The organism is Cupriavidus necator A5-1 (assembly GCF_000744095.1).
In the GTDB taxonomy this organism is placed as follows: Bacteria; Pseudomonadota; Gammaproteobacteria; order Burkholderiales; family Burkholderiaceae; genus Cupriavidus; species Cupriavidus necator_A.
Genome location: NZ_JQLI01000001.1, coordinates 3,759,605 through 3,780,208 on the forward strand (window position 1 = coordinate 3,759,605; position 20,604 = coordinate 3,780,208).

At 67.5% G+C, this 20,604-nt stretch carries 20 protein-coding genes and 1 pseudogene; 7 read left to right on the forward strand and 14 right to left on the reverse strand.

Features of this window, described 5'->3' with window-relative positions; translation table 11 throughout:
* Positions 1-4: 4 nt before the first annotated feature.
* The gene (locus K307_RS16705) at positions 5-1,600 is read right to left on the reverse strand and encodes an MDR family MFS transporter (protein WP_042879743.1); all 1,596 of its coding nucleotides are present in this window, start codon (positions 1,598-1,600) and stop codon (positions 5-7) included.
* A 56-nt stretch (positions 1,601-1,656) separates the two neighbouring features.
* Between K307_RS16705 and K307_RS46220 the strand changes: the two genes are divergently transcribed.
* Entirely contained in the window at positions 1,657-2,211 is a 555-nt protein-coding gene (locus K307_RS46220; RefSeq protein ID WP_230625725.1) for a helix-turn-helix domain-containing protein, read from the forward strand.
* 23 nt (positions 2,212-2,234) lie between these two features.
* Here K307_RS46220 and K307_RS16715 read toward each other — a convergent pair whose 3' ends face one another.
* From K307_RS16715 to K307_RS16735, 5 genes are all read right to left on the reverse strand, one after another.
* Positions 2,235-3,440, reverse strand: coding sequence for a molybdopterin molybdotransferase MoeA (locus K307_RS16715; protein WP_042879745.1), 1,206 nt, complete (start codon positions 3,438-3,440; stop codon positions 2,235-2,237).
* Positions 3,434-3,988 carry a molybdenum cofactor biosynthesis protein B gene (gene moaB, locus K307_RS16720; RefSeq protein ID WP_051974934.1) on the reverse strand — a complete coding sequence of 185 codons (555 nt, stop codon included), beginning with the start codon at positions 3,986-3,988 and terminating at the stop codon, positions 3,434-3,436. Before moaB ends, K307_RS16715 begins: the two co-directional genes overlap by 7 nt.
* 549 nt (positions 3,989-4,537) lie before the next feature.
* Positions 4,538-4,873: a hydroxyisourate hydrolase gene (gene uraH, locus K307_RS16725; RefSeq protein ID WP_042879747.1), complete on the reverse strand. Its 336-nt coding sequence runs from the start codon at positions 4,871-4,873 to the stop codon at positions 4,538-4,540.
* A gap of 30 nt (positions 4,874-4,903) precedes the next feature.
* Positions 4,904-5,431: a hydroxyisourate hydrolase gene (uraH, locus tag K307_RS16730; RefSeq protein ID WP_042879749.1), complete on the reverse strand. Its 528-nt coding sequence runs from the start codon at positions 5,429-5,431 to the stop codon at positions 4,904-4,906.
* A gap of 1 nt (position 5,432) precedes the next feature.
* The gene (locus K307_RS16735) at positions 5,433-6,773 is read right to left on the reverse strand and encodes an MFS transporter (RefSeq protein WP_042879751.1); all 1,341 of its coding nucleotides are present in this window, start codon (positions 6,771-6,773) and stop codon (positions 5,433-5,435) included.
* A gap of 433 nt (positions 6,774-7,206) precedes the next feature.
* Here K307_RS16735 and K307_RS16740 point away from each other — a divergent pair, with 433 nt between their 5' ends.
* Together K307_RS16740 and uraD are read left to right on the forward strand one after the other, a co-directional pair.
* Positions 7,207-8,151, forward strand: a complete 945-nt coding sequence (locus K307_RS16740) for a LysR family transcriptional regulator (protein ID WP_042879753.1) — start codon at positions 7,207-7,209, stop codon at positions 8,149-8,151.
* Positions 8,152-8,269: 118 nt separating this feature from the next.
* Positions 8,270-8,788: a 2-oxo-4-hydroxy-4-carboxy-5-ureidoimidazoline decarboxylase gene (gene uraD, locus K307_RS16745; RefSeq protein WP_042879754.1), complete on the forward strand. Its 519-nt coding sequence runs from the start codon at positions 8,270-8,272 to the stop codon at positions 8,786-8,788.
* Positions 8,789-8,818: 30 nt separating this feature from the next.
* Here the strand turns inward: uraD and K307_RS16750 are convergent, their stop codons facing one another.
* Entirely contained in the window at positions 8,819-9,430 is a 612-nt protein-coding gene (locus K307_RS16750; RefSeq protein ID WP_329955887.1) for a CGNR zinc finger domain-containing protein, read from the reverse strand.
* 126 nt (positions 9,431-9,556) lie between these two features.
* On the opposite strand from K307_RS16750, the gene K307_RS16755 reads away from it, so the two are divergent.
* From K307_RS16755 to K307_RS16765, 3 genes and pseudogenes are all read left to right on the forward strand, one after another.
* Entirely contained in the window at positions 9,557-10,438 is an 882-nt protein-coding gene (locus K307_RS16755; protein ID WP_042879755.1) for an alpha/beta fold hydrolase, read from the forward strand.
* Between the two features lie 180 nt (positions 10,439-10,618).
* Positions 10,619-10,834, forward strand: a pseudogene (cynS, locus tag K307_RS16760) (cyanase); the annotation flags it as partial.
* Between the two features lie 237 nt (positions 10,835-11,071).
* Positions 11,072-11,548: a DUF1348 family protein gene (locus K307_RS16765; RefSeq protein WP_042879756.1), complete on the forward strand. Its 477-nt coding sequence runs from the start codon at positions 11,072-11,074 to the stop codon at positions 11,546-11,548.
* Between the two features lie 229 nt (positions 11,549-11,777).
* Here the strand turns inward: K307_RS16765 and K307_RS16770 are convergent, their stop codons facing one another.
* The 7 genes from K307_RS16770 to K307_RS16800 form a co-directional block, all read right to left on the reverse strand.
* Positions 11,778-12,368, reverse strand: a complete 591-nt coding sequence (locus K307_RS16770) for a TetR/AcrR family transcriptional regulator (protein ID WP_042879758.1) — start codon at positions 12,366-12,368, stop codon at positions 11,778-11,780.
* Between the two features lie 112 nt (positions 12,369-12,480).
* Complete coding sequence (locus tag K307_RS16775; RefSeq protein ID WP_042879760.1) at positions 12,481-13,314, reverse strand: tetratricopeptide repeat protein; 834 nt, start codon at positions 13,312-13,314, stop codon at positions 12,481-12,483.
* 6 nt (positions 13,315-13,320) lie between these two features.
* On the reverse strand, positions 13,321-14,205 hold the full coding sequence (locus K307_RS16780) for a Ku protein (RefSeq protein WP_042879762.1): 885 nt from the start codon (positions 14,203-14,205) through the stop codon (positions 13,321-13,323).
* 155 nt (positions 14,206-14,360) lie between these two features.
* Complete coding sequence (gene treF, locus K307_RS16785; protein ID WP_042879764.1) at positions 14,361-16,130, reverse strand: alpha,alpha-trehalase TreF; 1,770 nt, start codon at positions 16,128-16,130, stop codon at positions 14,361-14,363.
* Positions 16,117-16,311, reverse strand: coding sequence for an SDR family NAD(P)-dependent oxidoreductase (locus tag K307_RS51060; RefSeq protein WP_042879766.1), 195 nt, complete (start codon positions 16,309-16,311; stop codon positions 16,117-16,119). The genes treF and K307_RS51060 overlap by 14 nt, the downstream gene beginning before the upstream one ends.
* Positions 16,312-16,470: 159 nt before the next feature.
* Positions 16,471-17,568, reverse strand: coding sequence for a HAMP domain-containing sensor histidine kinase (locus K307_RS16795; protein ID WP_042879767.1), 1,098 nt, complete (start codon positions 17,566-17,568; stop codon positions 16,471-16,473).
* Positions 17,565-18,290 carry a response regulator transcription factor gene (locus tag K307_RS16800; RefSeq protein ID WP_042879770.1) on the reverse strand — a complete coding sequence of 242 codons (726 nt, stop codon included), beginning with the start codon at positions 18,288-18,290 and terminating at the stop codon, positions 17,565-17,567. Before K307_RS16800 ends, K307_RS16795 begins: the two co-directional genes overlap by 4 nt.
* A gap of 162 nt (positions 18,291-18,452) precedes the next feature.
* Between K307_RS16800 and K307_RS16805 the strand changes: the two genes are divergently transcribed.
* Positions 18,453-20,594: a ligand-gated channel protein gene (locus tag K307_RS16805; RefSeq protein WP_080745048.1), complete on the forward strand. Its 2,142-nt coding sequence runs from the start codon at positions 18,453-18,455 to the stop codon at positions 20,592-20,594.
* The last annotated feature ends 10 nt before the right edge of the window (positions 20,595-20,604 follow it).

Below are 20,604 nucleotides of genomic sequence, written 5' to 3' on the forward strand. Positions count from 1 at the left end.
TATCTTAGTCTGCCGCCATCGCCGGAGCAGGTGTGCGCATCAGTTTCACCGGCGGCACCTGGCGCGCGCGCCAGACCCCGAACGCCGCCGCGGCCGCGGCGGCAAGCAGGCCCAGGTGGATGGCGCTGACCAGCGACACGCGCGCCTGCTCCAGCAGCAGCGCGCCATTGTGCCCGGCCTGGCCGAGCTGGCCCAGCAGCACCGCCTGCGAGGCCTTGTCGATCAGCACCTGCGGGTCGGCCATGCGCGCCGCCCACTGGCTCGCGTTGGCCGCCGCCAGCACATGGTCGACGCCACCGGTGTAGCTGCGCGTGACCAGCGTGCCGACGATCGCCGTGCCCACCATGCCGCCCACCATGCGCAGGGACTGCAGCATGGCGGTGGCGATGCCGAGGTGCTCGCGCCCCGCGGTCTGCTGCGCAAACACGGTCAGGTTCGGCATGATGAAACCCAGCCCCAGCCCGCCCACCAGCATGATCACCATCAGCAGCCCGTGCGGCATGCCGCGCGTGGCCTGCGACAGCCCCAGGCACGCTACGGCCAGCATGCCAAAGCCGGCATAGAGCATGGCATTGGGGTGGCGGATACGCGTGACGATGCGGCCGTTGACGATGCTGCCGATGGTGATGCAGACCACCAGCGGCGTAATCAGCAGGCCCGCCTCCTTGGGCGAATGGCCGAAGCCACCCTGGAACAGCAACGGCGCATAGAGCAGCAGCGCGAACATGGTGAACCCGGCGAACACCGACAACTGGAACAGCGGCGCCAGCCCCGGGTTGCGGAACATCTCCACCGGCAGGATCGGGTTGGCGCAGCGCTTCTCCCAGTGCCACAGCGCCACCAGCGCGGCCGCGGCCAGTACCAGCAGGCCGCCGGTATAGGCATCGAAGCCGCGCTCCGGCAGCAGCTCCACGCTCAACTGCATGCAGCCCAGCCCCGCCGCAATCAGCAAGGCGCCCAGCCAGTCCACCCGGATCGGCCCGCTGTGCGCCTGCTGGCGCAGGTGCGGCAGGTAGCGCCACGCGAACCACAACCCCAGCACGCCCACCGGCAGGTTGACGTAGAACACCGCGCGCCAGCCGTAGCCCTCCGTCAGCACCCCGCCCAGCGAAGGACCGACGGCATTGGCAATGCCGAACGCCGCGCTCAGCATCACCTGCCAGCGCAGCCGCACATGCGAATCCGGGAACAGGTCGGCGATGCAGGCAAAGGCCGTGCCGACCAGCATGCCGCCACCGATGCCCTGCAGCGCGCGCGCCAGGACCAGGAACGGCATGCTCGGCGCCATGCCGCACAGCGCCGAGGCCACCGAGAACACCACGATCGAGGCCAGCACGAACGGCTTGCGCCCGTAGTAGTCCCCCAGCCGTCCGAAGATCGGCACGGTGATCACCGAAGTCAGCAGGTAGGCCGTGGCCACCCACGCGTAGTACTCGAAGCCCTGCAACTCGGCCACCACCGTCGGCAGCGCCGTGCCGACCACGGTCTGGTCCAGCGCCACCAGCATCACCACGAAGGCGACGCCCAGCATGGCCAGCAAAGACTCGCGGAATGGGAGGACTTGGCCGTTGGCGTGGTCGCTTTGTAGCTGCGGCGTCATTTGATTGCTCGATCAATCGTTGTGTTGTCAATGATTATAGGACAGGAAACCGGGTGGTGCCGGACGATCTGATGAGCTCTAGCGTACCACTGCGCGCCGCCTTGACAGACAGATCTGTATTCATTACAAATGAGACAGGTCTGTATCAAAATAAAGGAAGGCATGGCGAAATGAGCACGACAACCTTCGAAGCGGCAGCCGTCGCGCAGCATCCGGAGCAGAAAGGCCACACTGCACCGCCTTCGCGGTGCGGCACGCCGGCCACCGCACCGCTGGCCGCGTGGCGCCTGCGCAAGGCGACGGAATACATCGAGGCAAACCTGGCCGACGCCGTCAGGCTGGCGAACCTGGCCGAAGCCGCCGGCCTCACGCGTATGCATTTTGCCGCGCAGTTCAAGGCCGCGACCGGCCAGCGTCCGCACGACTACCTGCTGCGCCGGCGCATCGAACGCGCGCAGGACCTGCTGGCCTCAACCGACCATCCGATCGTGCACGTCGCCATGGACGTGGGCTTCCAGACGCAGGCGCATTTCGCCAGCGTGTTCAAGCGCTTCGCGGGCGATACGCCGTCGCGCTGGCGGCATCGCCACAGAAAGCGCTCGGCGGCCTGAGCCGGGCGGCGCGGAAGCGCGTGCTAGGACAGCCAGCAGCGCAGGTCGTAATACGGCAAGAGATCGTAGGCGGCGATATCCGCCTGCGGTGACACGCGGATAAAGCCACCGGCATCGCCCAGTGCGGAAACCGACGCCGCACCCTGCTGGCTGTGGACCTGCGCCCGGTCGTAGCCGACCTGGCGCGCGATCCTGGTAGCCCGCCAGAACTCATCGCGCTGGGTCTTCTCCCGCTTGCCGAGATCGACACGGACCTGGCTGACCGCAGGATAGATGTGCGCCCGCCCCTGGAGCTTGCGCAGCATCGGCGTCACCAGCAGCGCAAAGGTGGTGTAGGCCGCGGCCGGATTGCCCGGCAGGCAGACCACCGGCTTTGCGCGCAGCCGCCCCACCGAGACCGGCTTGCCCGGCTTCATGTTGACCTGGTGGAACAGCAGCTCGCCGCCCGCCGACACCAGCGCCGGCGCCGCCAGGTCCCTGACGCCGCCCGAGGCCCCACCGGTCAGCAGCACCATGTCGGCGTCGTCCACCAGTTCGAGCAGCGCCTGGTGGACCGCCCGCTCCTCGTCCCTGACGTACTTGCGCTTGACCACGATGGCGCCAAGCGACTCCACCAGCGATTCAAGCATGGGCCCGTTGATATTGTGGACCTGGTGGCGGCCCTGCGGCTCGGCATGCGCCGCGACTTCGTCGCCCGAGATCAGCAGCGCGACCTCGACCAGCCTCACCGCCGGGATGGTGGTCACGCCCTGGGACGCAAGCGCGGCAATATGCCCGGGGCCGAGCAGCGTGCCTGCGCTGAGCAACGGGCTGCCGGCCTGTGCATCCTCGCCCTGGCGGCGGATGTTGCGCCCCGCTACCGGCGCGCGAAGGAATGACACCGTGTCCTCGGACAGTACGGCATGCTCGTCGGCAATCACCGTGTCCGCGCATTGCGGAACCAGCGATCCGGTGAAGAGGCGGATGGCATGTCCGGCTGCCAGTGATTCCGGGCAGTTGCCCGCGTAGCAGACTTGCTGGACCGGGAAGCTTTGTCCCCGACGCCAGTCGGCCATGCGGATGGCATAGCCGTCCATGGCGCTCTTGTCCGCGGCGGGGACGTCGAGTCGTGCCGGCACATCGCGCGCCAGCACCCGGCCCGATGCCAGGCCCAGCCAGACCGGCTCGGTGTCGACGACAGGGTCGACGCTGTCGGCAAACAGGCTTTGCGCTGCATCGAAGCTCAGCATGCCGTGGCCCCCTGCCGGAATGCAGTGGCGAAGTTGCACGGGCGCGTGCGGCTATCCAGTTGCGGCCGGATCAGGTGTTCCCAGCCAAGGTTGCAGGAATCCTCGGATCCCGGCAGGCAGAAAATGATCCGGCCGTTGGCGAGGCCGGCCACGGCGCGGGACTGCAGGGCGGCACTGCCGATTTCCCGGTAGGAAACCATGCGGAACAGCTCGCCGAAGCCGTCGATCTCCCGATCGAGCAGCGGCACTACCGCATCGGGCACCGAATTGCCCGGCTTGAAGCCAGTGCCGCCATTGGTCAGGATCACCTGCACGTCGCCGGCCACGATCCAGTCGCTCAGGATGCGGCGAATGACGTAGACGTTGTCCACCGATATGTCGCGGCGGACGCAGCGGTGTCCCGCTGCTTCGAGGTGGCGGACGAGCAGGTCGCCGGAGGTGTCGGTCGCGGGCGTGCGATGGTCGCTTACCGTCAGTACGGCGCAGGAAAGGGAAAGCAATCGGTCGAGGGGGGCGACCTGGCCTTTTTCGGGCGTGGGCGAACGCATGGCGGTTTCCTCTGGTAGGCGCATGGGCTGCCCGGCGGTGATCGGGCCGGCCCTCGATGCAACCAGGCCAGATTAGGCGCGGCCAGAGGTAACCGAGGCGCACAAAGAGGCTGCAGATTCCGGAGTACAGTTCATCGCCGGAATGCGGCACAACCAGGCCGGCGACACGGAGGCGGCAGACTGTGTCCCGGCGCAGCCGAGAGGACTGTGCTCTGTCACCGCGGCCCGACGCGCCTATATTTCCCCTGTCGCGGCGCACCTGCCCGTGCAGGCCACCTCAGCTTGCTGCCCTACCGGGACGCTCCTCCACTACCCGGGCATTCCCACGACACCTGCGCCCAGGGACGCGTCACCGCACCCTCCGCGCATGGCGATACCACGCCGGGCGCCGGCCGGGTCCGTCTCCCCTGGCACAGCATCGGCGCGCGGGCGCCATGCGTTGCGGTCACGCCCCTGGGCGTCATTTTTTGTTGATCGAGGAACGGGGGAAAGCCGCATTGCTCATGATGTCCTGCGCCGAGGCCGGGGCGGCGACAGGAACTCGCCGCTTCAGCTGCCCCGATACGTCCCGAAGCTCCACGGCGAGCACAGCAGCGGCACGTGGTAGTGCTGCGCGGCATCCGCGACGGTAAAGCGCACGGGAACGATGTCGGCGAACACGTCCGGTGTGCTGAAATAATCCGCGACCCAGAAGCGCAGCTCGAAGTCGCCGGTACGCGCCTGCGCCGCGGGCAGCATCTGCGCGTCGGTGCGTCCGTCCTGGTTGGTGCGGGTGCGGGCGATCAGCCGCGGCGGCTGCGTGCCCAAGTCGAACAACTCGACCTGCATGCCGGCGATGGGCTTGCCCAGCGATACGTCGAGCACATGCGTGCTGATGCCTGCCATGATGCGATGCCTCCGGATAGGTGCGCGGCTTCAGCTGCCGCGATAGTAGTTGTAGCTCCACGGCCCGACCAGCACGGGCAGGTGGATGCGCTGGCTGGCATCGGTCACGCGCAGGCGCAGCGGGATCTTCGACAGGAACGGCGGTTGCGGCAGGCTGGCCTTGCGCGCGGCGAAGTATTCGTCCACGTGCAGCAGCAGCTCGTACGTGCCGGTGCGGTAGCTGTCGCCGATCAGCAGCGGCGGTTCGCTGCGGCCGTTGGCGGCGAGCGTGACGGTCTGCATCAGGCGCGGCTGGCCGTTGTCGATGCGGAACAGGTCTACGCGCATGCCGGCGGCGGGCGTGCCGTGCCAGGTGTCGAGCGCGTGCATGGTCAGGCGCGGGCTCAGGCCGCCTTGCTGCACGGGGCCGGTGGCCTGGTTGGGCACGGCCGGCGATGTCGCTTCAGGCGTCGCGCCCCAGCTCGCTCCGGCGAGCAGCGCGCCGCCGCCAAGCGTCATCGATTGCAGCGCGAAGCGCCGGCGGCTTGCGTCGACGTTGTCGTGGTTGTCCTGGCTCATGTCAGGCCTCGCGCTTGTTGCCCAGCTTGCGGATGCCGATCAGCACCAGCAGCGCGGCCAGCACTTCGATAACGGCGACGAGATACAGGCCGGTGGTGAGCTTGCCAGTGGTGTTCTTGATCAGGCCCATCACATACGGCGCGCCAAAGCCAGCCAGGTTCGCCACGGAGTTGATCAGCGCCACGCCCACCGCGGCGGCACTGCCGGCCAGGTAACGGTTGGGCAGCTGCCAGAACACCGGGATGGCGCTCATGGTGCCGACCAGCGCGGCCGTCATCGCAAACAGTGCCACCATCGGCGACATCACCTGCGCGCCGAGCAGCACGGCCAGCACCGCCATTGCACCGCCACCCACCAGCGCCGCGCCGCTGAAGTGCCAGCGCACTTCGTTGCGGCGGTCCGAATGCGCGCCGTTGGCGATCATGCCGGCCGCGCCGCACAGGTACGCCACCGCCGCGATCCAGCCCACCGCCATCGGGCCGCTGAAGCCCACGTCCTTGATCACGGTCGGGATCCAGAACGTCAGCGTCGAGTTGGCGCACAGCAGGCAGAAGTAGATCGCGATCAGCAGCCAGACCTTGCCGTTGGTGAACAGCTTGCGCCAGTCGTGGCCGCGCTCGCCCATGGCGGCGTTGTCGTGCTTCAGCGTTTCAAGGACGACGCGCTTCTCGCTGTCGCTCAGCCAGCGCGCCTGCTCCGGCTTGTCGGTCATGTAGAACCAGGCAAAGATGCCGGCCAGCACGGACGGAATGCCTTCCAGGATAAACAGCCACTGCCAGCCGTGCATGCCCTGCACGCCGCCCATCGAGGTCATGATCCAGCCGGCGAGGGGGCCGCCCAGCACGCCGGCGATGGCCGATGCCGACATGAAGGTGCCGAATGCCCTGGCACGCCGCTGGGTCGGGTACCAGTAGGTCAGGTAAAGGATCACGCCCGGATAGAAGCCCGCCTCAAAGGCGCCGAGCAGGAAGCGCAGGACGTAGAACTGCGTGGGCGTGGTGACAAAGGTCTGCAGCATGCAGATCACGCCCCAGCAGATCGTGATGCGCATGATGGTCTTCTTGGCGCCGATCTTCTGCAGCAGCATGTTCGACGGCACTTCGAAGAAGAAGTAGCCGAGGAAGAAGATGCCCGCGCCCAGCCCGTACACCGCTTCGCTGAACTGCAGCGCGTCGAGCATCTGCAGCTTGGCGAAGCCGATGTTCACGCGGTCGAGCCACGCCAGCACCCACAGCACGCCGAGAAACGGCAGCAGGCGCCACGAGACCTTGCGGTAGACGCTGTCTTCCGTGTCGTCGGCCGCGCCGGCGTAGATCGGAAGCCCTTGTTTTGTGATTGACATGGTGTCTCCTGTCTTATCGTGTCGTTACGTCTTGCTTGTCCTGGGCGGCTTGCCGCCGGGGCGCCCGGCCGGGCGCGGGGCATGGCATCCGCTTGGTTGGGTGCAAGTATAGAAACGGCCCGGCAATGGGGAACGGGGGTGCTGGTATAGGCCCTATAGCAGCCGCGATATGGGCCGCAAAGCCTTGTGTGGAGCGGCTTTCCGGGGATCTGGCAGGGTCCGGCGCAGACCTATGGATTACCCCTAGACGGGCCTTTGCACCCCCGTGGGGCGCGGATCGGGTGCTCGCCGCGCAGGCGGCGTCCCCTGTGTCCGGGTTCCACCGCGTTGCCGCGCGGTGCGCGACACGCTACAAAGTCGCCATTGGCGGCCGCGGCGTGCCAGGATTTGCGGCGTCCCGCGCACCAGCCTCCCACTTGCCACCGGATACACCATGATTCGCGCCGACGATCCGTTCGATACCTACCTGCTGCGGGTGCTGTGCATCCTGATCGCTGAGCGCAGCGTGTCGCGCACCGCGATCCGCCTGAACCAGTCGCAGCCGGCAATCAGCGCGGCGCTCAAGCGGCTGCGCGCCATCTTCAACGACCCGCTGCTCACGCGCGAGAAGAACGTGATGGTGCCCACCGAGCGCGCGCTGCAGCTGGCGCGCAACGCACAGGCGGCGCTCAGCGCGCTTGACAACCTGCTGGTGTCCGACGAGCGTTTCGACCCGGCCACCACCGAGCAAAGCTTTGTCGTGGCGATGCCCGACTACCTGGCGCCGCCCTTCTTTGCCCACGTGGTGCGCGAGTTCCGCCGTGCTGCGCCGCACGCGCGGCTGGTGGCCATGCCGCTCGGCTCCAGCTTCGACTACGAGCAGGCGCTGTCCGAAGGCTCGGCCGATATCGTGATCGGCAACTGGCCGAATCCGCCGGAGCACCTGCACCTGTCGGTCCTGCTGGAAGACGAAGTGGTGTGCGTGGTGGCGCAGGACAGCGCGCACACGCAGCCCGGCAAGTTCACCGCGCAGGCCTACCTGGGCGCGTCGCATATCGTGCCCACGCCGTACTCGCGCGACCAGCGTGGCCTGGTCGATTCCGGGCTCAGCACGATGCGCGTGCATCGCGACAACCGCGTGAGCTGCCCGTACTTCAACCTTGCGCCCAGCCTGATCCCCGGCACCGACCTGATCCTGACCACGGGGCGCCACTTTGCCAACTACCACGCGCAGCATGTGCCGCTGGCGGTGCTCGAACCGCCCATCGACTTCCCGTTCATGCGCTTCTACCAGCTGTGGCATCCGTCGCGCCACCGCTCGGCCGCGCATATCTGGCTGCGCGGCATGCTGACTGCTGCCTCGCAGGAACTGCGCGAGCTGCGCGACATGCAACGGTAGGCGGTATCGGATTCTGTTATGCGACCTATAGGACAGGGCCTCTCGCCGCGGCGATGGGCCCTTCCTATACTCGGCCCGTATTCACCGAGTCTTCGGGATCTTTACGGGAGAGCAGTCCATGTCACAGCCACTCGATCTGGCTTCGGTCAACGCGCTGGACCACGCGGGCTTTGCCAGCGCCTTTGGCAGCGTGTTCGAGCATTTTCCGCAGGCGGCGCAGGGCGCGTGGGCGCGCCGACCGTTTGCTTCGGTTTCGGCGCTGCATGAAGCCATGATGGACGTGGTGCGCAAGCTGGACGAACAGGGCCAGCGCGATTTCCTCAACCTGCACCCGCAGCTGTCGGCGCGCAATATCCGTGCGGGGACGATGACGGCGGATTCCAATGCCGAGCAGAAGAGCGCGGGGCTCGACGCGATGTCGCAACAGCAGGAAGGCGAGCTTGACCGGCTCAACGCCGACTACCTCGGGCGCCACGGCTTTCCGTTCATCATCTGCGTGCGGCACTACACGCGCGAAGGCATCTTCGCCGCGTTCGAACGCCGCATCGGCCGCAGCACGCCGCAGGAACTGGACGAAGCGCTGGCGCAGATCGCCGCGATCACGCGCGGTCGCCTCAACGCGCGCCTGCGCGGCTGAGCTTGAAATGGCGAGCGCCGCAGCGCTTGCCTAACTGGCGGCCGCTTCGCTGCGCTTGCGGAACGACGCCACCTTGTGGCGGTTGCCGCAGAGCGCCATGCTGCACCAGCGGCGCCGGTGCGAACGGGTCCGGTCGTAGAACCACAGCGAGCAATCGTCGCTCTCGCATTTGCGGATCAGCGCGAAGTCGCCGGACGCGAGCAGTTCGGCGGCCGCCTCGGCCAGTGGTGCGAGCCAGCCTGCGGCACGGGTGCGGTCATGGCACCGGTGCACCTTGACCGCGCCGTCCCGGTCCCGCCGCAATTCCAGGTGGCTTGTGCCTTGCGCCAGGATCCGATTCAGCGCCGCCAGGTCCACCGCTTCCCCATGCTTGCGCCTGAGCACCGCACCGCGCACGACCTCGCGTAGCGCCCTGGCCGCCGCCAGCAGGTCGTCGGGCAGCTTCTTCGGCCGCTCCGCCTGTGCCACCAGGCCGGTCGCGACCAGCCAGTCCATCACATCCGCATTGCCCTGCCAGCGATCCGTCGGGACGCCCTCGACCTGCTCGACCGTATTGATCAGGTCGAGGGCGACGTGGTCGGCAAGCAGCCTCGGGGCCATATGGGCATCGGGTTCGTGAGTGTGGCGGGTCATGGCGCTCATGGCAGGTATGTCCTGCGAACAATTGTAACCATCAAAAATAGCCTTGACAAGTTACAAGCGGCGATTATCCTGTAACCGTTGTTGTTAACTTTTAACGGTTTCAAAGGTTCTCAGCGAGGAGTCGCCATGCCCAACGCCACCCACACCATCCCGGGCGTCACCGTCCACACCGTGGAAGCGGACGGAGTCCAGGTCTTCTACCGCCAGGCCGGCCCCGCCGACGCGCCCGTGCTCCTGCTGCTGCACGGGTTTCCGTCGTCGTCGCATATGTTTCGCCATCTGATCCCGATCCTGGCGCAGCGCTACCGCGTGATTGCGCCCGACCTGCCGAGCTTCGGCTTCACGGTGGTGCCGCAAGCGCGCGACTACCGCTACACCTTCGACAACCTGGTCAGGACCACGCTGGCCTTTGTCGATGCGCTCGGCCTGACCCGCTATGGCATCTATGTCTTCGACTATGGCGCGCCCGTGGGCCTGCGCCTCGCGCTAGCGCACCCGGAGCGCATCTCCGCGATCATTTCGCAGAACGGCAATGCCTACCTGGAAGGGCTGGGCGATGCGTGGGACCCGATTCGACGATACTGGCAGGAGCCCACCCAGGCCAACCGGGAAGCGTTGCATGACGTGCTGACGCTGGCAGGTACGCGCTGGCAATATGAGCATGGCGTGGCCAACCCGGCGGTGATCGAGCCCGAGGCCTATGTCCTCGACGCCGCGCTGCTGGAACGCCCCGGCAACAAGGAGATCCAGCTCGACCTGTTCCTGGACTACGCCAACAACCTCAAGCTCTACCCGGCATTCCAGGCGTTCTTCCGCGAATACCAGCCGCCCACGCTGGCGATCTGGGGCAAGCACGACGCTTTCTTTATCCCCGCGGGTGCGCAGGCCTACCGGCGCGACAACCCGAATGCGCGCGTGCAGATGCTGGACACCGGACACTTCGCACTGGAAACCCATCTGGACGAGATCGCCGGCGCGATCCTGTCCCTGATGGAAACGGCGGCGTGAGCCGGGTAGGCTGATGCAGGCCGGACCGGGCGGGAAGCGCCAAGACGCTTCCCGCTTTCGCATTGGCCCGATGCAATGCCGCTGGGACCTGCTTCAGCCGACGACTTCAAGCGCGGTAGCCACGAACGCCCGTGCCGCCGCGCTACGGTAAGCGCGCTTGCGCTGGAGCAGCGCCGCCGGGGCGGCGTGCCGACCGACCAGACCATCTATCACTTCTACGAGATCGTGCAGATCTACGGCTCCACGCTGAAGGCGCTGGTGCACGAGAAGTTCGGCGACGGCATCATCAGCGCGATCAACTTCCGGCTGGACATCAAGAAGGTGGAAGACCCGGACGGCGGCCATCGCGCGGTGATCACGCTCGACGGCAAGTACCTGCCGACCAAGCCGTTCTGAGGCACGGTCCTGTGCCCAGCCCGCGACGCCGTGCCAATTGAGTGGAAACCGTGCGATCTCGATATAGCCTCCGCGAGTTTTCTTCCACACTGCATCTCACGACCTGGCCTCGCCGGGAAGTCTGGACAAAGGTGGAGCAAGGCATGCGCCAGCGCTGCAAGCCCACCAATGCGCCAGTCGGTAGATCGCCTGCCATGTCCGTCAGCAACGTGCCATCCATCTTGTTAGGAGAATGCCATGTCCACCAATGAAGTCCGCCCGCCGGTCCCCCCGTTCACCCTCGAAACCGCAATCGAAAAGGTTCGCCTTGCCGAAGACGGCTGGAACAGCCGCAACCCGGAAAAGGTTGCGCTGGCCTATACGCCGGACAGCGCGTGGCGCAACCGCGCCGAGTTCGTCAACGGCCGCGCAGCCATCATTGAGTTCCTGACCCGCAAGTGGAACAAGGAACTGGAGTACCGGCTGATCAAGGAATTGTGGGCGTTCGAAGGCAATCGCATCGCCGTGCGCTTTGCGTACGAGTGGCGCGACGACGCCAACAACTGGTACCGCTCGTTCGGCAACGAGAACTGGGAGTTCAACGAGCAAGGGGTGATGCAGCGCCGCTTTGCCTGCATCAACGACATGCCGATCAAGGAATCCGAGCGCAAGTTCTTCTGGCCGCTGGGCCGCCGTCCCGACGATCACCCGGGCCTGTCCTCGTTCGGGTTCTGAGCCGGACGCTGCGGCAACGTCAGCAAGAGGAATCTGCCGCGTTGCCACAGTCGTGTGCTGCCGGTTTGCTCCCCTCTCCCACTGCGCGGGAGAGGGGAGCGTTCACCATCGGTGGTGGCTTGCGTTCAGCGCACTGGTCCACCGACACTGCGCTACTGCGCCGACAGGCGCAAGCTTTGTCAGCAACGTGACGCCACAATCTGGAGACTGTGTCGCGCGTGCGCGAAGGCTATGCAGCCCGCGCTGTCTTCTTCGCCGGGCGCGCCGCGGCCTCGATATGGCCAAGTACCCGCTTGCCCGATTCCACGATGGCCGGGCCGTGCGTCATCTGGTACCGCACGATCATGCCCTCGACACACACCATGGCATCCGCCGCGACGGTCACAACATCTTCCAGGCCAATGCGCCGGGCCAGCGTCTCGATATAGGTCTCCAGCGATTTCTTGTGCGCCATGGCTTGCTGCAAATGCGTGGCGTCGCCCGTCGAACCGGCCTCGGCGACCATGTTGATAAACGCGCAGCCGCGGAAGTCCGCCTGCGCGAACCACACGCCCAGCGCTTCGGCGATCACCGCAAGGCCGGGCCGCTCGGCAAATCCCGCCTCCACTTCCTCGGTGAACCACTGCATCCAGAAGTCGTGCCGTCGCTCAAGGAAGGCCGTAATCAGGTCATTCTTGGAAGCGAAGTGCCGGTAGAGCGACATCTTGGCCACCCCCGACTCCGCAATGATCTTGTCGATGCCGGTCGCCCGAAATCCGTCCTGGTAGAACAGGCGCGCCGCGGTCTCAAGGATCCGGTCACGCGCAGAAGCCTGTGCCATGTCGACCACCTTTTGCTCAAGTTGATGACCGAAGTATTGCAGACAGACCTGTCTCTGTAAAGGCGGAGCCTCTGCGCTCGAATGCGTCTTACAGACAGACCTTTCAAACGAATCAGTCCGTCTCCTGCTTGCCCGCGCCAAGCTGCCGGTACCGGTTGTAATGACGAATGGCACGTTGCGTGTCCCCCAGTTCGTCATGCAGCCGCGCAGCGTTATAGTGGGCGTCGGCAAAATCCGGCGCCAGGCTGATGCTCTCGTGGTAGTTGGCGAGCGCCTCGCGATAGGCGCCCGCATCCTCCATGGCCACCGCCAGGTTGTAGTAGACCAGGGGCGCATCCGGAAAGCGCGCCAGCGCCTCCCGGTACAGCTCGATCGCCTCCGCGAAGCGCGACTGGTCGCACAGCAGGCAACCCAGGTTCAGCCAGGCGTCAAGCAGGCCGGCATCCTCGGTGAGCGCCCGGCGGTACGCCGATTCGGCCGCCGCCGGGTCGACCGGCTCCAGCTCCAGCGCCATCTCGAACAGTTCGGTACCACTGAAGCTGCCGGAGACATCATGCCCTGCCCGCCGCGCAAACTCGACCACGGTGCCGGGCCTGCCTTCCGGCTCGAAATCGATGATGCGCTGCCCGGTATCGACCTGCCAGGCACCGTACTCGTCCCTGACCGCAACCTCGCCGCCGACGGCGCGCACGCGCATGCCCGTCGCGGGGCGCCCCGCGCCCACGGCATCGAGTCGCTGCAACGCGCGCACGATGTGGCGCGTGGGGACATGCGACGCCCTCAGTGACTGCGCGGTACGCAGCAACAGCACGTCCTGGAAGGCAAACTGCAGCTGTCCGCGCGCGCCCCGGCGCGGCGCGATCACGCCCGCGGCGACCAGGGCATTGACCACCGAGCGCGGAACGCCAAGCAGGGCCTGTACGTCGCGCAGCGTATAGAACTCCATTGCCGGCTATTTCCTCGCCGCCCGCTTCGGCAGGGTCGTCACGGTTTCGGCGCGCTTTGCGCTCTTGCGCGGCGCCGGCTCGCGCGCGGTCTTGGCGGCCGCAGGCCGCTTCTTAGCGGTGCTGAGGCTGTTGCGCAGCGCTTCCATCAGGTCGATCACCTCGCCGCCGGCGGACTCCGGCGCTTCCGCCGCGACGGTAATCTTCTTGCCGGCGATCTTCTTGTCGATCTGTTCCAGGATGCGCTGCTTCTCCTCGTCGGTATAGGCCGAGGGGTCGTAGCCCTCCACCGTGTTCTGTGCGATCAGCTGCTCGGCAAGCGCCAGTTCCGCGGGCTGCACGTCGGTGTGCTCGACATGCAGGTCCGCCATCGAGCGCACCTCGTCGGCGTACAGCAATTGCTGCAGGATCAGGCCATCGTCGCCGACGCGGATCTGGACCATGTACTGCTTGCCCTTCCATACCCACTTGGCCAGCGCGCAGGTGTCGGTCTTGCGCATCGCTTCAGAGAGCAGCGTGTAAGGCTTGGCGCCCCGCTTGTCGGGCCCGAGGTAGTAGGCCTTGTCGTAGTAGATCGGATCGACGGCCTTGACCGGCATGAAGGCGATGATGTCGATGGTGTGCTGTGCCGCATCTTCCAGCGCCTTCAGCTCTTCCGCCGTGAAGGTGACGTAGCGGTCCTTCTCGAACTCATACCCTTTGACCATGTCGGCGCGGTCGACGACCACGTCCTCGCGCAGGCAGATGTACTGCTGGCGCAGGCGCGAGCCGCAGCCCTTGTGCAGCAGGTTGAAGGTGACGGACGATTTGCTTTCGGTAGCGGAGTAGACCTTGACCGGTATCGAGACCAGGCCAAAGCTGACGGACAGGGAAGCGATGGAGCGTGCGACCATGGAGGGCTCCCGCGAGACAGGTTTCCTGAAAGGCTATACCGTGAGCGCGATGTCGGCAAAGTCGCCTGCTTCCAGTGGCGCCGACGGCACGCTCTACGATCCCGTTGCCCGCAACCTCGCTGAAGGGGCGGCAGCCCCCCTGCAAGAACCCGTGGTCAGGGCGCCGTTCCACCTTCAGCCCGGCACCTCGCGGGTACCTCGCCATACAGGGCCATCAGCGCGCTGGCGATGGCATTGGTCCAGCCGAATCCGTCCTGTAGCGGATATTCGCCGCCGCCCCCGCCCTTGGCATGCGCTTCGCACTCCTCGATGCGGTACTTCTCCACCATCTTGCATTCGTGGGTGTAGAGGCTGGCCACCGTGGCCAGCCAGCGCTGCGCGATCTCGCGCGCCAGCGAGTCATGGCCGTAGCGCGCCAGTCCGCGCACGGCCAGCCATTGCAGCGGCGCCCAGCCGTTGGGATGGTCCCACTGCTGGCCGGACGTGAGTTCGGTGGTCGCGAGGCCGCCCTGGTCCAGCAGTCGCGCGAAAATCGCCTGCGCCACGGCCTGCGCCTGCGCGGGTGTTGCTAGGCCAAGGTAGAGCGGCATCACCGTCGCCGCGGTCAGGCAGCGGCGCGGCTCGCCGCGGCACCAGTCATAGTCGACGAAGGCGCCTGCGGCCTCGTCCCACATGGTCTGCATGATGGCCGCTTCGCGTTGCTGCGCGGCGGCGCGATATTCCGCCGCATCCGCGTCGCCGGCCTGCCCGGCGAGCCCGGCAAGGCGCGTCTCCAGGTGCCACAGCAAGGCGTTCAGGTCCACCGGCAACATCGCCGTGGTGCGGATGGTAGCGAGGTTCGCGGGCTGCGCGGCGGCGGGCGTGTCGAGCCAGCGCGAACTGAAGTCCCAGCCCGATTCGGCGGCGGCGCGCAGGTCGCGGAACACCGCATGGTGCGGCCGGCCGCTGCACAGCGCGGTCTGCATGTCTTCCAGGAAGGCTTCCTCGCGCGGGCAGCAACGGTCATCCCAGTAGCGGTTGAGCACCACGCCGTCGGGCAGTCGGATCGCGCGCCGGTGCGCATGGCCGGGCCGCAGCGCGTGCGCGCCATCCATCCAGAAGGCATATTCGCGCCGCAGCTGCGGCAGGAAGTCGATGACGCGGGCGACCTGCTCGTGCTCCAGCAAGTCGACCATCAGCACGAACACCGGCGGTTGCGAGCGGCTCAGGTAGTAGTTGCGCGTGCCGTTGGGCACCAGCCCGTAGTTGTCGATCAGGTAGGCAAAGTTCTGCACCATCTCCAGCAGCAGGTCGCCGCGGCCGCTGGCCGCCAGCCCCAGCATCGTGAAGTACGAATCCCAGTAGTACAGCTCGCCGAAGCGCCCGCCAGGCACCACGTAGCGATGCGGCAGCGGCAGCAGCGACGAGCGCGGCGGGTGCGCCACCGGCATCCGCGTCAGCACCGGCCACAGGCCGTCGATATGCTCGCGCAGCGTGCAGGCGGGATCGGAGACATAGTGGCTGTCCGGCACGGTGGCGCGGGTGAAATGCGCCTGCACGAAGTCGGCCAGCAGGAAGCCCGGCGTATTGCGCTGTTCGCGGTAGCGCGCCACGATCAGCTCGGGATCGCAATTGGGGATGCAGTCCGGGAAGGTCTTGCTGTCGGCAAACAGGCCGCTGTGCTGCACGTCGACAAAGAGCTCGCCATAGCGCGACGCTGGTGACTGCGCATCGGCCTGCGCGCAGCTTGGCAGCACATGCGGCGCGGGGCATTCGCGGTGCGTGACCAGCGGCGGGCTTGCCACCGCATGGACCTTGGCGGGCGCGGCCGACGGCCCCGCGACCGCGCCGGCGCCATCCGGCGTGGCCGGGTCCGTGCGCGGCACCGTGTGGCCGCCCCTGGCCGCGATTGCGCCGGGCGCGGGAGCAGGGTCACTGGTCCGCATAGTTCCACAGCAGGCCGCCATCGGCCAGCATGGTGACGCCGGTGATGTAGTCCGCTTCGCTGCTGGCCAGGAACGCCGCCAGCACGACGTCGGCGCCGTCCTGCGCCAGCCGGCGCGCGACGGCGCGGCCGATGCCGCTGGCACTGCCGGTGACGAACGCCGTCTTGCCTGTCAGCCTCATGGGGGCGTCTCCGTGCGTGAGCGCGCGGCGGGGGCGTCGCGGGCCCATGACCATTAGGAGCCGTGGCCGGCCGGGAAGTTCTCGGGCAGCCGCTATCCGCGCGGCGAAGTGCAATCCGTCTTGTGGCGAGTACAAGGCTTCAGGCGCCGCGAATGCCGGTCAGGCAGGCAAACCCTCCGTGACCGCGCCGGCAACAGCCAGCGCCCGCCGCGGCAGCCACACCCGCACCGCCAGTCCGCGCGGCGCGGCATTGCGCGCCACCACCATGCCGCCATGCGCGGCGATCGCCGCCTGCGCGATGCTCAGCCCCAGTCCCGCACCCGCGGGCTGGCCGGGGCCGCTGCGCACGCGGTAGAAGGGCTCGAACAGGCTGGCCAGCGCGTCTTCCGGCACGCCCGGGCCACCGTCGACGATATCGAGCCGGATCGATTCGTCATTGGCGCAAAGCGCCACTGTCACCGGCACGGCGGGATCGGTGTATCGCACCGCATTGCGCAGGATGTTCTCGATGGCGCTGCCCAGCGCGGCCGCGTCGGCGTCGACCAGCAGCTCGTGCGGCGGCGCCCAGCGGATCGCCACGCCGCGGGCCGCGGCCTCGAAGCGCGCGTCGGCGACGACGGCGTCGACCAGTCCGGCCAGGTCGATGGCGCTGCGCACCGGCGCGACCGCATGCAGCCGCGCGAGCTGCAGCGTGCGCTCGACCAGCGCGTCGAGCCGTTCGGTCTCGCGCTCGATGCGCTCGAACTGCAGTTCGAGCGTGGCATCGCGGCGGCGCGCCAGTTCCAGCGACAGGCGCAGGCGGCCCAGCGGCGAGCGCAGTTCGTGCGCGATATTGCGCAGCAGCTGCTCGCGCCAGTCCATCCGGTGCTGCACGCGGTCGGCCATGACATCGAAGTCCCGCGCCAGCTGGCCCAGTTCGTCGGCGCGCCGCGCCAGCGCTGGCGGCGTGCGTGCGCTCAGCTCACCGGCGGCAAGCGCCTGCGTGGCCTCGCGCAGCCGGCGCGTGGGGCCGGTCACCATCGCCCACAGCCAGCGCCGCAGCCCCGGCCGCCCCTGCGCCGACGCCACCTCGACCGCTTCCTCGGTCAGCGCGGCCGGGCCCAGGCCGTCCAGCGCATCGAAGCGGTACCAGGCCACCGCCGCGGTCAGCGCCATGCCGATGCCGACAATCGCCGCCGCGCACAGCCAGAAGGTGAGGAAGTTGCGCCAGAACAGCGGCAGCGGAAACAGCGCACGCACGCGGCGCCAAGGCGTCATGGCGCCTGCACCAGCATATAACCCTGCGCGCGCAGGTTACGGATCAGCAGCGGCGAGATCTCTCCGTCGAGGGCCAGCTTGCGCCGCAGCACGCTGATATGGGTATCGATGCTGCGGTCATAGCGTTCGGGCGCGCGGCCCAGCGCGAACCGGCCGATCTCCGCGCGCGCCACCACGCGCCCCGGCGAGCGCAGCAGGATCTCGAGCACGCGCTGTTCCGCGCCGGTCAGCACCGCCTGCGCATCGCCGTGCGAGGCCACGCCCGAAGCCAGGTCGAGCCGCAGCGCGCCGGCCTGCAGCCACTGGCATTGCGCCGGCTGCGCCGGGGCGCCGCCGGTGTGGAAGCGGCGCAGCACCGCATGCATGCGCGCCTTCAGCTCGCGCGGGCTGAAGGGCTTGCTCAGATAGTCGTCGGCGCCGAGTTCGAGCCCCAGCACGCGGTCGGTTTCATCGCCGTGCGCGGTGAACATGATCACTGGGCGCTGCGAGCGCGCGCGGTGCTGCCGGAGCAGTTCCAGCCCGTTGCCGTCGGGCAGCATCAGGTCGAGCAGGGCGACGTCGTAGTCGTTGAGCGCCAGCAGGGTCTCGCCCTGCTCGCGGGTGTGGGCCAGCGTGACCGTGCAGTGATCGGGCTCCAGGTACTCGCGCAGCATCTGCGCCAGCTCCAGGTCGTCGTCGATCAGCAGCACGCGCGCGGGCGCGGTGTTGGTGGACTGCTGCATGAAGCCTGTGCGGGGGGGCTGGCCGGCGTGGCCGGTATGCCGCGCCCCGGTTCCGTCAAGAAACGTCAAGAAAACAAAAGCTTTCCAAAGTGACCGGCAAGCAATTTGTAACCGGAATTCTAATATGAGAATGATTGTTATTTACATAAAACGAGGAAAATAATGAAGGACAGGCAAGCCGCCAACGGGTACGGGTCGGCAGCAGGGGCGGCAATACAGGCCGGGCAATGGAGCCGGATCGTGGCGGCGCTTTGCGCTGTTACCGCCGCCACCGGCGCAACGGGCGCGTGGGCCCAGGCGGCGGAGTCCGGGGCGGATTCCAAGACAGAAACCACCCTCGCCACCGTGGTGGTCACCGCCGCCGGCAGCGCGCAGGACATCCGCGACGCGCCCGCGTCGATCAGCGTGGTCCCGCGCGAAGACCTGGAGAACAAGGCATATCGGGACATCAACGACGCGCTGGCAGAAGTGCCGGGCGTGGTCCTCAGCGGCGGCGGCGACCGGCAGGACATCAGCCTGCGCGGCATGGGCGCCAAGTACACGCAGATCCTGATCGACGGCAAGCGCCAGAGCTCGCGCGAGACCCGCACCAACTCCGACTCGTCCGGCGTGGAAAGCGGCTGGACGCCACCGCTGTCGGCGATCGAGCGCATCGAGGTGGTGCGTGGGCCGATGTCCTCGCTGTATGGCTCCGACGCGATGGGCGGCGTGATCAACATCATCACGCGCAAGGTGCCGAAGCAATGGACCGGCGAGCTGCGCGGCGACGCCACGCTGCAGGAGAACCGCGACTCGGGAGATATCTACCAGGGCAATTTCTACCTGGCCGGACCGCTGAAGACCGATCTGCTGGGCCTGCAGCTGTACGGCCAGAGCACCCACCGGATCGAGGACGATATCGAAAACGGCTTCCGCGGCCGCCGCGCCGAGAACCTGACTGCCAAGCTCGCGTTGACGCCCAGCCGCCACCACGACATCGTGTTCGAGGCCACCGCCATGCGCCAGCTGCGCAGCGAGACCGTCGGCAAGACCGTGGCGCCGCTGCCGCCCGGCACCGCCTGCCCGCGCACCGGCTGCCCGGCCTCATCCGAGACCGACTATCGCAGCGAGAAATACGCGCTGTCACATACCGGCCGCTGGGGCTTCGGCGTCTCCGACAGCTACATCCAGCAGGAGGAATTCGACAACCGCAGCCGCCAGATGAAGATCAAGAACCTGGACCTGCGCACCAGCTGGGCGCTGCCGCTGGGCAACCACATGCTGTCGGTCGGCGGCGAGTACCTGGACCAGCGCCTCGCCGACCAGACCGGCAACCAGATCGCCGGCGGCCCGAGCCGGGTCGAGCGCTACCAGTGGGCGCTCTTTGCCGAGGACGAATGGCGGCTGGCGCAGAGCTTTGCCGTGACCGGCGGCGTGCGCATGGACCACGACAAGACCTTCGGCCAGCACTACAGCCCGCGGCTGTACGGCGTCTGGCACGCGGCCGAGCGCTGGACGGTCAAGGGCGGCGTGTCGACGGGCTTCCGTGCGCCGGACCTGCGCCAGACCGTGGCCGGCTGGGGCCAGACCAGCCGCGGCGGCAATATGTATGGCAACCCCGGCCTGAAGCCGGAGACCATGCTGACGCAGGAACTGGGGCTGCTGTATGACCGGGGCAATGGCCTGCAGGCCGGCGTGACGCTGTTCAACAATGACTTCAAGGACAAGATCACGCGCGTGGCCTGCCCCATCACGCAGTGCACCGACGGCCCCAACCAGTTCGGCGCCGCGCCGACCACGTACATGAACGTGGACCGCGCCTGGTCGCGCGGCGTGGAGGCGAGCCTGCGCTGGCCCATCGCCCGGGCCTGGTCGCTGACCGGCAGCTACACCTACACCAGGTCGGAACAGAAGACCGGGCAGTACCAGGGCCAGCCGCTGAACCAGTTGCCGATGCCTTCTCCATCGGCCGCCAGTTCAGCGTGGCCACCAGCAGGTGCTCGAGCGGCTGGTGCCGATGTGGCGCGCGGGCCTGATCGGCAAGGCGGCGCCTGCCCAAGCGCCCAGGCCGGGCGCGCGCGTGTCGTGGTGGGACCCGCAGCCGATCGTGGCAAGGAGAGCCAGCCGATCACCGGGCCGTCGTCCAGCACGGTAGTGGCGCCGTCGTACACCTTTGTCGACCTGGGTGCGACCTGTGCGGTGACGAAGAACGTGTCGGTGTTTGCCGGCATCTACAACCTGTTCGACAAGCAGGTCAACTACACCGACTACGGCTATGTCGAGGACGGCCGGCGCTACTGGCTCAGTATGTCGGTGAAGTTCTGAGCTGCACGCT